At 56.8% G+C, this 12,630-nt stretch carries 10 protein-coding genes and 1 pseudogene; 5 read left to right on the top strand and 6 right to left on the bottom strand.

Going from position 1 to position 12,630, the window contains the following annotated elements; all coding sequences use genetic code 11:
* Positions 1-202: 202 nt before the first annotated feature.
* Positions 203-679 (bottom strand): annotated as a pseudogene (locus ACT2B1_RS19680) (transposase); the annotation flags it as partial.
* 55 nt (positions 680-734) lie between these two features.
* Entirely contained in the window at positions 735-1,415 is a 681-nt protein-coding gene (locus ACT2B1_RS19675; protein ID WP_353392075.1) for an IS6 family transposase, read from the bottom strand.
* A 263-nt stretch (positions 1,416-1,678) separates the two neighbouring features.
* On the opposite strand from ACT2B1_RS19675, the gene ACT2B1_RS19670 reads away from it, so the two are divergent.
* The 5 genes from ACT2B1_RS19670 to ACT2B1_RS19650 all read left to right on the top strand — a co-directional run bounded on the left by ACT2B1_RS19670 (position 1,679) and on the right by ACT2B1_RS19650 (position 8,252).
* Positions 1,679-2,638 carry a dihydrodipicolinate synthase family protein gene (locus ACT2B1_RS19670; protein ID WP_171239296.1) on the top strand — a complete coding sequence of 320 codons (960 nt, stop codon included), beginning with the start codon at positions 1,679-1,681 and terminating at the stop codon, positions 2,636-2,638.
* Positions 2,629-3,561 carry a 4-hydroxyproline epimerase gene (locus tag ACT2B1_RS19665; RefSeq protein WP_171125085.1) on the top strand — a complete coding sequence of 311 codons (933 nt, stop codon included), beginning with the start codon at positions 2,629-2,631 and terminating at the stop codon, positions 3,559-3,561. The genes ACT2B1_RS19670 and ACT2B1_RS19665 overlap by 10 nt, the downstream gene beginning before the upstream one ends.
* Positions 3,558-4,796, top strand: a complete 1,239-nt coding sequence (locus ACT2B1_RS19660) for an NAD(P)/FAD-dependent oxidoreductase (RefSeq protein WP_481669213.1) — start codon at positions 3,558-3,560, stop codon at positions 4,794-4,796. The genes ACT2B1_RS19665 and ACT2B1_RS19660 overlap by 4 nt, the downstream gene beginning before the upstream one ends.
* A 9-nt stretch (positions 4,797-4,805) precedes the next feature.
* Entirely contained in the window at positions 4,806-5,831 is a 1,026-nt protein-coding gene (locus ACT2B1_RS19655; protein ID WP_171239298.1) for a trans-3-hydroxy-L-proline dehydratase, read from the top strand.
* A gap of 207 nt (positions 5,832-6,038) precedes the next feature.
* Complete coding sequence (locus tag ACT2B1_RS19650; RefSeq protein ID WP_481669212.1) at positions 6,039-8,252, top strand: NADP-dependent isocitrate dehydrogenase; 2,214 nt, start codon at positions 6,039-6,041, stop codon at positions 8,250-8,252.
* A gap of 163 nt (positions 8,253-8,415) precedes the next feature.
* Here the strand turns inward: ACT2B1_RS19650 and ACT2B1_RS19645 are convergent, their stop codons facing one another.
* Genes ACT2B1_RS19645 through ACT2B1_RS19630 form a run of 4 tightly spaced genes read right to left on the bottom strand, consistent with a single transcriptional unit; the run spans position 8,416 to position 12,603 of the window.
* Entirely contained in the window at positions 8,416-9,522 is a 1,107-nt protein-coding gene (locus ACT2B1_RS19645) for a transporter substrate-binding domain-containing protein (protein ID WP_171125077.1), read from the bottom strand.
* A gap of 44 nt (positions 9,523-9,566) precedes the next feature.
* Positions 9,567-10,796 (bottom strand): transporter substrate-binding domain-containing protein, encoded by a 1,230-nt coding sequence (locus tag ACT2B1_RS19640; protein WP_171239300.1) that lies wholly within the window; start codon positions 10,794-10,796, stop codon positions 9,567-9,569.
* Positions 10,797-10,815: 19 nt separating this feature from the next.
* Positions 10,816-11,604 (bottom strand): PP2C family protein-serine/threonine phosphatase, encoded by a 789-nt coding sequence (locus tag ACT2B1_RS19635; RefSeq protein ID WP_481669211.1) that lies wholly within the window; start codon positions 11,602-11,604, stop codon positions 10,816-10,818.
* A gap of 3 nt (positions 11,605-11,607) precedes the next feature.
* Positions 11,608-12,603, bottom strand: coding sequence for an FHA domain-containing protein (locus ACT2B1_RS19630; RefSeq protein ID WP_481669210.1), 996 nt, complete (start codon positions 12,601-12,603; stop codon positions 11,608-11,610).
* Positions 12,604-12,630 lie beyond the last annotated feature (27 nt).

The raw sequence follows: 12,630 nt of genomic DNA, 5'->3' as shown, positions 1-12,630 counted from the left end.
GGCGCGAACGCTTGGAGAACCAGGACCATGGCAAAGCTCAGATTTGTAGAAGCGGTAGGCGCAGCACTGGCGGGTCGGGGCGGATTCTGTTGAAGAACTCGCCGCAAATGATGGTGGGTTCGTCATCCGAGCATCTGCGCGGGTTGTTTGGGCCGGAAGCTGGTCCGGTCGATGCTCAGATGGGCTAAACTGACGCCTCAGATCATGCCGTGGCCTCTGCTTGGACAGTCTTGGGCCTGAGCTTGGCGAGTTTTCTGAGGTTCTGTGCGATAGCTGCGAGTAGGAACTCGTCTTTGGCCCCGTTCGGTCCGCGTAGTCGCAACCTGGTCAGATTCAGGATGCGCTTCAGATGCGCGAAGAGCATCTCCACTTTCTTCCGTTTGTCGCGGCTGACCTTGTAGGCCTTCGTCTTCCGGCTGGAGCGTGCGAAGTCCCGCGCGTCCTCGTGCTCTTCCCGACTGATTGATCGGCAGGTCGCATTGGGGCAGCACTTCTCCTTCGATGGGCAACCCTGACAATCTGACTTGAGGGCCCGATACTTCCGGGTGCCGCGGATGTTCTTACCGCGATTAGGACCGGAGTAGTTCCGGCGGAACTGTTTCAGTGCGAAGCCTTCTGGGCAAATGTACTGATCATTGGCCTCATCATATTCAAACTCAAAGCGCGTCCATGCCCCATCTTGGCTCTGTTGCGAAGTTTCTGACTAAACGAAGAGTTGACACCGAACCCGCTGCCTATGCCGCCAGTTCTGCAAATTGACGAAACGGACAGATTCCGGGCGTGAGTTGACCTTTGCGGATCATGTGCGCCACTTCAATTCCATCCAACGTTGCCGCTGCTGATGCGAAGGCTTTGAACCCCAGCATCGGGCGAGTTCGTCTTTTGATGAAACGGTGGTCCTGTTCCACAATGTTGTTCAAGTATTTCCGCCGGACCATTTCAATTTGGACTGGGCAACCAAAGCCTTTCAACATCTTGTTTATGGCCTTGATGCCGGCTGTGTTGGCTCCGCTCTTGTCGATGACAATCTTTCTTGGAAGGCCGTTGACCTCCAGTGCCCGGGCAAAGAATTTGGTGGCGGCGGGTTTGTTTCGACGCTGCGAAAGCATGAAATCAAGCGTCTTACCGTGCTTGTCGACAGCTCGGTAGAGGTATACCCACGCCCCTTTCACCTTGATGTAGGTCTCGTCCACTCTCCAAGAACGATCGCAAGATTTTTTGCGGCGACGCGCGGCCTCGGCAATCGCGCTAGAGTATCTCTTCACCCAGCGGTTCAGTGTAGTGTGGTCCACCGAAACACCGCGCTCACCCATGATTTCCTCCAGGTCACGGTATGAAACACCATATCGAACGTAGAAGAATACTGCGAATAGGATCACATCTTTCGGATACTGTGCACCCTTGAAAGAAATCATGAACTGACTTTCGGCTGAATTACACCGGCCGCTATTCACTCTCTGCGTTTTTGAGCGTCAATGGCAAAAAGTTTGCAACAGATCCGGGAAGACTCCGGTAATATACATATTGTCGGGTCCAACGAAGAAACGCGCCGGGGCACCAGAATGGCGCGTTTTTTCATATGTAATAGAGCTGGATTTTGTATCCAATATCCGATAGAGCGAGTTGAATGGGCCTGAAACCAGCGCCCGAATACTGTTTGATTGGAAGGATGACACGGATGTCGACCAATGTGTTCACGGGAACAATGCCTGCACTGATGACCCCCTGTAACGCTGACCGCACACCTAATTTCGACGCGTTGGTTCGCAAAGGGCAGCAGATGATCAGCGCTGGTATGTCGGCAGTCGTCTATTGTGGGTCGATGGGTGATTGGCCCTTGTTGACGGACGAGCAGCGGATGGAAGGTGTTGAGCGCCTCATCGCGGCAGGCTTGCCCGTGGTTGTCGGCACGGGGGCCATAAACACGAAGTCAGCCGTTGCCCATGCGGCCCATGCGCAGAAAGTTGGGGCCGTTGGCCTTATGGTCATACCGCGCGTTCTATCGCGCGGCAGCTCTCCAACTGCGCAGAAGAACCACTTCAAGGCGATCCTGAACGCAGCGCCGGACGTCCCGGCGATCATTTACAACAGCCCATATTATGGGTTCGCGACCCGGGCTGACCTGTTTTTTGCTCTGCGCGCAGAGCATCCAAACTTGATCGGCTTCAAGGAATTCGGGGGTAAGGACGACCTGCGCTATGCCGCTGAAAACATCACCAGCCAGGAGGATCACGTGACGTTAATGGTCGGAGTCGACACCGAAGTGTACCACGGATTTGTAAATTGTGGTGCTACCGGGTCGATCACCGGCATCGGAACGGCCCTGCCACGCGAAGCCTTGCTTTTGGCGGCGCTGTCCAAGAAAGCGGCGCAAGGGGATGCCGAGGCGCGGGTGCGCGCGCAGGAATTGACCGAGGCGATTCACGTCCTGTCCAGCTTTGACGAAGGGCCTGATCTGGTGCTTTATTACAAGCACTTACTGGTGCTGAACGGCGAACAGGAGTACCGTTTGCATTTTAACGAAACGGATGAGTTGACGGATGCGCAGCGTAATTACTGCGAGCAGCAATATGCTCTTTTTCAGGCGTGGTTTGCCAACTGGTCAAAGCAGGGCGGAGTGATCGCTGAATGCACGTGATCGACAGCCACACCGGAGGAGAGCCAACACGGGTTATCCTAGAAGGTGCGCCTGATCTGGGCACGGGCGCCTTGTCAGAGCGCGCCCGAAGGTTGGCAGAAGATCACGAGGGGTTTTATCGGTCGGTTATGCTTGAACCACGCGGCCAATCGGCCATGGTCGGGGCGCTATTGGTCGAGCCAGTGGATCAGACCTGTGTTGCCGGTGTGATTTTCTTTGATGTTGATGCTGTTCTTGGCATGTGCGGACATGGAACAATTGGCCTTACCGTGACCCTTGGGCATCTGGGGCGCATAGGTATTGGATCTCATCGGATCGAAACGCCTGCCGGTATCGTCACGGTCGAACTGCACGATGCGCATACGGTCACCGTGACGAATATCGAAAGTCGGAGGGTCCACGGCGATATCTCCATCGAAGTACCCGAATACGGAACCGTAACCGGCGATGTCGCTTACGGTGGCAACTGGTTTTTCATCGTTGACCCAAGCCCGATTCCGGTCGAGCCCGGCAACATCCGCAGGCTGACAGATCTTACGATCGCGATCCGTGACGCCTCAGTTTCACAAAGTATCGGAGGGGAGCAGGGCGAGCCCATAGATCACGTGATCTTTCAAGACGCCTCACCCGATAATAGTGTTCACAGTCGCAATTTTGTTCTTTGCCCTGACAATAATTATGATCGTTCGCCCTGCGGAACTGGCAGCTCAGCGCGGCTGGCGTGTCTTGCCGCAGATGGCGTTCTGGCTCCGGGAGAGGAAATCGTTCAGCAGAGTGTGATTGGAAGTAAGTATCGGCTGTCTTACCAACCCGGCCTGAATGGTGGTGTGATCCCTTCGATTACTGGGCAGGCTTTCATCATGGCCGAAGCGACGTTGATCTTTGACAAGGCTGATCCATTCAAGACTGGGATCGCGTTGTGACCGAACAGGTCGTTGTCATTGGAGCTGGTGTCATCGGTATCACAACCGCGCTGGAATTGCAGCGCCGCGGGCATTCGGTGCTGGTGTTGGACAAGGGTGGTGTTGCGGCTGAAACCTCGGCCGGAAATGCAGGTGCTTTTGCGTTCCCCGAGGTCGAGCCGCTGGCGACACCCGGCATCATGCGAAAAGCCCCGAAATGGCTACTGGATCCTCTTGGCCCGTTGTCCATTCCCCCGGCCTATGCGCTCAAAATCGCACCTTGGATGTACCGGTTCTGGCGCGCGAGCCAACCGGGACAATACGCCAGATTGTTAGAGGCGCAGGCCAACCTGATGCGATTGTCGGCGGCGGCGTTGGAGCGGCTGCTTCCTGCCGTCAATGGCGAACCGCTGATGCAGCGCGACGGGCAGATGCAGCTTTATGAATCCGAAGCCGAATTCCGCGCCAGCCTGCAAGCATGGGAAGTTCGCCGCGCCCATGGCATCAAGTTCGAGCTTTTGGAAAGTCCGGCAGCGATCGCGGAAAAGCAGCCCGGTCTCAGTTCACGTTTCACGCATGCCGGGTTTACGCCGGATTGGCTGAACACAATTGACCCAAAGAAGTGGGTCGAGCATCTGGCGCAAGCCTTTCGTGGCCGACAAGGCAGGATCGAACAGCAGGACATTCGGGCGCTGACACCGTTGGAAAACGGTGTGCGTATCACTACGCAAGGGGGTACGATTGACACCGCAAAACTCGTGCTGGCAGCAGGTGCATGGTCGCATCACCTTGCACGGACGCTTGGGGATCACATACCGCTTGAGACCGAGCGGGGTTACAACACCACCTTGCCAGATGGGGCCTTTGATCTTCGGATGCACTTGACCTTTTCTCGTCACGGTTTTGTGGCCAGCCGGATCAACGGCGGCGTCCGCGTGGGCGGGGCGGTCGAGTTGGCGGGACTGAGCTTGCCACCAAATTTCAAACGGGCGGACACATTGCTGAAGAAGGCGACGCAGTTTCTTCCCGGTTTGAACACCGAAGGTGGCACTCAGTGGATGGGGTTTCGTCCGTCTTTGCCCGACAGCATGCCCGTGATTGGGCGGTCTCCAAACGCGGCTGACGTTATTTATGCCTTTGGCCACGGGCATCTAGGACTGACGCAATCGGCGGGCACCGCTGAACTTGTCGCGGCACTCATTGATGACCGGGACGTGCCGATTTCGTTGGCTCCGTACTCTCCGGCACGGTTCTGAGGAAGAGACATGCGAAGTGTAAAAACGATCCACGTCATATCCGCCCATGCAGAAGGTGAGGTCGGCGACGTTATCGTCGGTGGGGTTCAGCCGCCTCCTGGCGATACGCTGTGGGATCAGCGGTCGTTCATCGCGCAAGATCAGACATTGCGGAACTTTGTTCTCAACGAACCGCGCGGCGGTGTCTTTCGCCATGTGAACCTGCTTGTGCCGCCCAAGCACCCGGATGCCGACGCCGCCTTTATCATTATGGAGCCCGAAGACACGCCGCCGATGTCAGGGTCGAACTCAATCTGTGTGGCTACGGTGCTGCTGGATAGCGGGATTATTCCGATGCAGGAACCGGTTACTCAGCTTGTTCTCGAAGCCCCCGGAGGATTGGTGCAGGTTCGCGCCGATTGCAGGAACGGCAAAGCCGAGCGGATTTTCGTGCGCAACCTTCCCAGCTATGCCGACAAGATTGCAGCGCCTCTTGAGGTGGCAGGAGTCGGTACTTTGACGGTGGATACCGCATTTGGGGGAGACAGTTTCGTTGTGGTTGATGCGGCTGCGCTTGGGATAGATATCCAGGAAGATGCCGCCCGCGACATTGCGCGTTTGGGTGTGGCAATAACGAATGCGGCGAACGATCAGATTGGTTTCAGCCATCCCACGAACAAAGACTGGAACCACATCTCATTTTGCGCATTCTGCGGCTCGCTTGAAACCACCGAAACCGGGTTACGCAGTAAATCTGCTGTGGCCATTCAACCGGGAAAGGTAGACCGCTCTCCAACCGGAACCGCGGTGTCGGCGCGGATGGCATTGATGATGGCAAAAGGGCAAATGGTCGTAGGACAGACATTCGAGGCGATCTCAATTATCGGGTCCCGGTTTTCGGGCAAGATTGTCGATGAAACACGGGTTGGTGACCGGGCTGCAATCATTCCTGAAATCGGCGGTCGCGGTTGGATAACCGGTGTTCATCAACACATGCTGGACCCTGACGATCCATGGCCCGGCGGGTACAGGCTTAGCGATACCTGGGGTGTCTGACATGCGTCTGCTTCACGATTTTCAGCGAAACGTGTCAAAATGCGCAGCTTGTTGCGATTGATCCCAAGCCATTCGTGATTTAAGGGAGGCCCTGTCAAATCAGAGTCTCCGTTGGGGCGGTAGGATAAACGCGCCCCACCCACGCCACGCGAACGTGGCAAACTCTTGGATCGCACGCCCCGAAAGGCTTAAAAAAGGTAAAAGAATATGGCAGATAAATCGAACTTCGACATATTGTATACCATTGTAGACGAAGCGCCCGAGCTGGCCAGCGCCTCGTTCCTGCCCATCATTCGCAAGTTCGCCTCGGCCGCGGGCGTCAGCGTTGGCACCAAGGATATTTCATTGGCTGGCCGCATCCTTGCGACCTTCCCGGAAAACCTGACCGACGAACAGCGTATTACCGATGATCTGGCCGCTCTGGGTGAATTGGTGAAGACGCCGGAAGCCAACGTGATCAAGCTGCCGAATATCTCAGCCTCGGTCCCGCAGTTGGTTGCGGCCGTCGAAGAACTGCAGGCGCAGGGTTATGATATTCCGAACTACCCTGAGGAACCCTCGACCGACGAAGAAAAAGCGATCCGCGCCCGTTATGATGCGATCAAAGGCTCGGCCGTGAACCCGGTTCTGCGCGAAGGCAACAGCGACCGCCGCGCCGCACGTGCTGTGAAGAACTATGCTCAGAAGAACCCGCATTCGATGGGTGAGTGGGCCTCGGACAGCAAAACAAAAGTCTCGTCCATGTCGGGCAATGACTTCTATGCTAACGAGAAGTCGGCCACCATCACCGCGGCTCAGGCCGGGGATGCCAAGATCGAATTCGTCGGCAAAGACGGCAGCGTTACCGTTCTCAAAGACGGATGGCCGCTGGCCGAAGGAACCGTGGCCGATGCGACGTTCATGTCGGTCAAGGCACTGTCTTCCTTCCTGGCGGATGCCATTGAAGACACCAAGAACGACGGCACCATGTTCTCTCTGCACATGAAAGCCACAATGATGAAGATCAGCGACCCGATCATCTTTGGCTATGCCGTCAAGGCGTGGCTGGCCCCCGTGTTCGAGAAATTCGGCGCTGAACTGGACGCGCTGGGTGTGAACCCGAACTCTGGTCTGGGCGACCTGCTGGACCGCGTGAAGGGCAACGCCGAAATCATGGCTGCAATCGACGCCATCAAGGCGGACCGTCCGTCCATGTACATGGTCGACAGCGACAAGGGCATCACCAACCTGCACGTTCCGTCGGACGTGATCATCGACGCCTCGATGCCCGCCGTGATCCGCGCAGGCGGCAAGGGCTGGGATGAGGCCGGGGCCAAGGGCGACACAAACTGCGTGATCCCCGATCGCTGCTATTCGCCGGTCTATGACGAGACGATCAACTTCTTCAAAGCCAACGGTGCATTGAACCCAGCGACTGCCGGTGCGGTCGCAAACGTCGGTCTGATGGCGCAGAAGGCCGAAGAATACGGTTCGCACCCGACGACGTTCCAGGCACCTGCTGATGGCACCATTCGCATCGTACTGGCCAATGGTGACGTGCTGCATTCGCACGATGTCGAAAAGGGTGACATCTGGCGCTCGTGCACCGTCAAGAAAGCGCCGATCGAGAACTGGATTCAACTGGCCATGGACCGTCAGCGCCTGACCGGGTCCGAGGCAATCTTCTGGCTGGACGCAAACCGTGCCCATGATGCCGAACTGATCAAATACGTCAAACCGGCGCTTGAAGCCGCAGGTGTAGCCGACAAGTTCCTGATCATGGCACCGCGCGAAGCCACCCGCCAGTCGCTAGAAACGATCACGGCGGGCAATGACTCGATTGCGATCACCGGCAATGTGCTGCGGGACTATCTGACTGACCTGTTCCCTATCCTTGAGCTGGGCACCTCGGCCAAGATGCTGTCCATCGTCAAGCTCATGAATGGTGGCGGTCTGTTTGAAACAGGTGCGGGCGGCTCGGCCCCGAAGCATGTGCAGCAACTGGTCGAGGAAAGCCACCTGCGCTGGGACTCGATGGGTGAATTCTGCGCATTGGGTGAATCGCTGAACTTCCTGGCCGACAGCAAAGGCAACGCCAAAGCAGGCGTTCTGGGCGCCGCAGCCGAAGCCGCAACGCAGGGTATTCTGGACAACAACCGTTCACCCAGCCGCAAGGTTGGTCAGCCGGACAACCGCGACAGCCACTATTGGTTTGCCCGCTATTGGGCCGAAGCCTTGGCGGCGCAATCTGATGATGCAGAGCTCGCGGCCGAGTTCGCGCCTTTGGCCAAAGCTCTGGCGGATGGAGAAGAGAAGATCCTGTCCGAACTGGCGTCTGCTCAGGGCGGGGCCGCGGATCTGGGCGGTTACTATCACACCGATCCCGCCAAAGCGGCCAAGGTCATGCGCCCAAGCGCGACACTGAACGCTTTGATCGACTGATATCTGAAATCCCTCATTCAAGTGCGTGAGGGGAAAACAACAAAAAAGGGACCGGCCTTGAAAGTCGGTCCCTTTTTTTGTGGCCGGGGCGCGCATAGCCTCTCCGGCAAGCGAATGGGTTTGTGAAACGGGGCTGACGACAAGCCAGCCCCGTTACAGTTTCTTAATTCGATGCTGCGTTCAGTTTTTCATTCTGTTCCCGCAGCGTATCCGAGATGATCGCGTACCACTCGCCGCTTTCGCGCATTTCGTTCAAACCCTTGTTCATCATCGCGATGTATTCACGAGCAAAGGGATTGGTGCGATGCGCAAGGAAGCTCATCGACGACAGCGTGGACACGTAAGGGTTCTCGACAATATCTGCCGACGTCAGGCCCATGTCCTTCATGGTTGCTGCGAACAATTCAACTTCGAACGCGGCAACATCGGCAGTCCCGGTCAGGACCGCATCCAGACATTCACGTGCAGTGTTGGGCTGAACGACAGTCGTATTGGTCCGGTTCAGGCCGATTTCTTCAAGTACGACCATGCTCCATCCGGCCATACGGCAAACTGTGGCACCTTCCAGATCGCTGAAGGTCGTTGCGTTTGTGTATTCGTTTTCCGGCAGAGTGTAGAAACCGCCAACAACATCATACACCGGAACCGAGGCGACAAACTGTGTGCATCGCGCCTCAGTTTCAGCGGACCACTCATACGTGCGGTTGGTGCAGTCAGGGATGGTCCAGGCGATTGAAATGTCAAAAGCACCAAGCGGCAGGAGGGTGTCCAGATGCGAACCCCAGTCGTCCACAAAGCTCACCGAATAGTCACGGCTGTTGCCAGCGCGTTGCAGGCTGGTTGTCGCCAGGCGTGTCATAATTCCACCCCCGCTCAGGCCTTCGCTGGTGAAGGGTTCCCAGCCATTGCCCGCGACCAGTTTGATCGGCGGTGCGTAAACATTCGAACGCTTGATGCTTGCCGCACGTTGTTCTTCGGCTGCGATAATTTCCTGCGCACTCTGACCGTTGGGCAGGCTGCCGTCTTCACAAGGCAGCGCCAGAACCAAACCCGGCTCAAGCGCGTTCGGATTCGTGATCGCGTTACGGTTCGCGTTAAAGATCGGCTGATAGTTCGACGTGCCGTAGGCAGCGATGGCGATTGTTGCCATCGTGTCGCCATCCTCGACGGTGTAATTTGTACAGGCTTCCTGCGCGGCGGCGGCCCCGGCGCTCAGGGCGGTGACGGCCGTTGCCGACAGCGCGACTTTCTTCAGGTTGAAACTAAACATGTCCACTTCCTCCAGACTAATGTGTTGTCAGGCCGATTGGGGCCTTAGCCATTTTCCATTTGATGACGCAGAGCGGTTGAGACGATGTCACGCCACTCTCCTGATTGCTGCATGATCGCCAGACCCTGGTTGAGCGTCTCAAGGATCGCTTCCCCATCTGGATTATCTTTGTGGGTCATAACGTTAAGCGACTTGATCGCCGCCAGGTTGGGGTTTTCGATAATGCGGTGTTCGTACCCTAGACGGCCAATCGCTTCGACGGCCAGATGAGCTTCGATCGCCACGATGTCGGTAGTGCCGTCCATCAAGGCGTGAAAGCAGTCGTCCGGGGATACCGGGCGCATCAGGGAAATCGCTGGCTCATAAAGACCGACTGAGTCCATGTGCGACAGTGACCAGCCTTCAGGGCGGCAAATCGTGGTTCCAGCGAAGTCGGCATAAGTCAGAGTTTGCTCATAACCCGACCCCTCACGTGCGAAGAATGTATCGACGACCTCGTAGAAAGGGTTCGAGAAATTGTAGGTTTCGCAGCGGTTGCGGTCTTTTTCCGACAAGGCAGCGGGTTCTTCGCAAACGGGGCGCGACCAAGGGAAGGTTGCGTCAAAGGCCAGTGTCGGCATCAGCAGATCCAGATGCGAAGACCAGTCATTCACGAACTGAATTTTATAGGCCTGCTCGGGCGCTGCGCGCAGCATCGCCGTTTCGACCAGGTTTGTATAAAGGCCGCGATGAGGCAGGGCCTCGTCCGTGAAAGGGGCATAGTTGCCACCGGTGATTAGCAACAATTGACGGTCACGAATTTCCGGCTGTTCGGCAGCATCCGCGTTACGGATCAAAGCAGCTGCTTCGCTGCGCGCGGCTTCGATTTCCTTTTTCGCTTCGGCGCGGGCTGCAATGACGGCGTCATCGCTGGCCTTTTTCGCTTCGGCGATGGCTTTGGCTGCACGGTCTTCGGCGGCCTTGACCAATTCAGATGCCATTTCCGCAGCCATCGCCTCGGCCTCAGTCTGAGGTTTGGCTGGTGCGCGGCCAATGTCTTCGAGACAAGGCAGGGTCAGGACATCGCCCACACGAATGATGTTCGGATTGTTTCCGATCACATCGCGGTTGGCGTCAAAAATTATGCGAAAGTCCTCGGTGGAATAGACCTCGATGGTCAGCTCGCGAAGACTGTCGCCGCGTTGAATTTCATAGGTGGAGCACGCCTCTTGCGCCGAGGCAGCACCAGCGGCGGCAGCAAGTGCCAGGCTGGATATGATAAGATTAGGTCTCATTTTTCCTGTCGCTTTGCCTTCATTCGTTTTTTGTGAGTTTCACGACGCCGATCGATACATTGTCCTGATCAGGGTCGTTCTTGGCCTTAACCGCCTGTAACAAGGCGTCGGCAATGTCCTGCGCCAGCGCATTAGAGTTGGCCTGAAGAACTGCCAGAATTTCCGCATCAGTGATGTATTGAAGACCGTCGCTGCCTGCGATCAGAACGTCAGTGCCTTCTAAGGCCACGGGGTCTTCAGGGCAGTCTACCTTTGGGATGGCCCGGCCCATGATCACCGATGTCAGTTGATTGCGATCGGGATGGGTTCGGGCCTCATCCTCGGTCAGTGTGCCCTCAGTGACCTGAGCATCAATGAGTGGCGCCATGGAATGATCTTCGTTGATCTGGCTCAGGGTCCCATCCCGGTACAGGTAAAGAGGGCTGTCACCGATTGAGATCCAGAATACCCGTCGACCCAGGATCAAAACGCCCAAAAGCGTCGAGCCCATCTGGAGACCCTGGCCTTGTTCCTCGCAGTGATTGGAGACCGCGGCGTTGGCGAGCATTGCCGCAAGCGGCAAAGCGTCTATCAGATTGGATTCTGACGGGGATTTTGTTTCAAGTTCGGGGTCCAGTGCTTCGCGCCAGGCATTGATTACGAACTCTGCCGCGACTTCCCCGGCATCGTGCCCGCCCATACCGTCTGCAACGACAACATAGGCAGCATCCGACGCGTCGAACATACGCGATGCGACAGCGTCTTCCTGATTCTCGCGCTGACCCTGATCCAGGATCAGCGCAACGTCATATGCCGGGTTCGCCAGCATAAATCAGGCATCCCGCCAATCAAAGCCGTCGTCGCAGAAGGCGGCAAAACGGACCGTGGTTTCGCTGATGCGAATAAGATCTCCGCTGTTCAGGGCGACGGTGCTGAGAACCGGTTTACCGTTCAGGCGGACAAGGTTGGCCTTGCCGCCATGTCCCAGATAGCATTTGCGATCTTCCGGGTCGTAGGCGATCACAGCGTGATTGCTGCGAGAGATGCCGGTGTCACCAAAATCAAGCTGGATGGCCTGATCATCGTTTCGACCGATCTGCATCAGACCTTCGGACAATGTGACGCTTGTTCCGCGGCCCGGACCGCTTGTCACCACAAGCCATCCAACGGGAAATGTCTGCTCAGCAGCTTCGGTTTTGGCGACCGGTTCTGCGGTTTCAATCAGGTCCTGAACATGCGTATCGGCACGTTCGAACCCAAGGAAAGTTGTCTTGACGCGGCCGCGACGATCCGAGGCAGGCTCGGGCGCAGGCGTTGGAGCGACGGTTTTGATTTCGTCCACCTTAGGTTCTTCAATTGCTGCCTCGGGCTCTTCCAAAACGACTTCGACAACCGTGTCTTCCGGAGTTGCATCGACGACGACGATTTCTTCCGCGACCACGGTTTCCTCGGTCGCGACATGCAGTGTCACAACCTGCTCTGGTTCGGGTTCTTCCGATACCATCTCGTTTTCAGGCGTTTCCTGAATCTCGGCGATGACCTCGGTCATCACGATTTCATCCATGTCCTCGACCGTATCGTCGGCGGCGTTGGCGTCTGCCTCTTCCGTAAACTCTGGCATCTCGTCTTCGGGCAGCAACTCGTCACTGTCTTCGTAGGTTTCAGACGACGACATATTGCCCCCGGCCAACGCCTCGCGCAGAGCGTTGAAATCTGCAATCGGCTCGGGCTTTTCCGCCTCGGGGGCGGTGGCTTCCTCGGTTTCTGCTTCTTTAGGTTTGCCGGCACCTTCGAGAAGCCGGCTGAGAGGGCTTTTGTATTTGAACATGGTGACGACACCTTTTGTTACTGGGCA

Source organism: Ruegeria sp. S263 (assembly GCF_056780525.1).
The sequence above is the reverse complement of the archived record's forward strand: the minus strand, read 5'-3'. Positions and strand labels throughout refer to the sequence as shown.

Coding starts and splice junctions, on each gene's coding strand:
- ACT2B1_RS19675 (WP_353392075.1), bottom strand. CDS start 1,415: ATGATTTCTTTCAAGGGTGCACAGTATCCGAAAGATGTGATCCTATTC.
- ACT2B1_RS19670 (WP_171239296.1), top strand. CDS start 1,679: ATGTCGACCAATGTGTTCACGGGAACAATGCCTGCACTGATGACCCCC.
- ACT2B1_RS19665 (WP_171125085.1), top strand. CDS start 2,629: ATGCACGTGATCGACAGCCACACCGGAGGAGAGCCAACACGGGTTATC.
- ACT2B1_RS19655 (WP_171239298.1), top strand. CDS start 4,806: ATGCGAAGTGTAAAAACGATCCACGTCATATCCGCCCATGCAGAAGGT.
- ACT2B1_RS19650 (WP_481669212.1), top strand. CDS start 6,039: ATGGCAGATAAATCGAACTTCGACATATTGTATACCATTGTAGACGAA.
- ACT2B1_RS19645 (WP_171125077.1), bottom strand. CDS start 9,522: ATGTTTAGTTTCAACCTGAAGAAAGTCGCGCTGTCGGCAACGGCCGTC.
- ACT2B1_RS19640 (WP_171239300.1), bottom strand. CDS start 10,796: ATGAGACCTAATCTTATCATATCCAGCCTGGCACTTGCTGCCGCCGCT.
- ACT2B1_RS19635 (WP_481669211.1), bottom strand. CDS start 11,604: ATGCTGGCGAACCCGGCATATGACGTTGCGCTGATCCTGGATCAGGGT.
- ACT2B1_RS19630 (WP_481669210.1), bottom strand. CDS start 12,603: ATGTTCAAATACAAAAGCCCTCTCAGCCGGCTTCTCGAAGGTGCCGGC.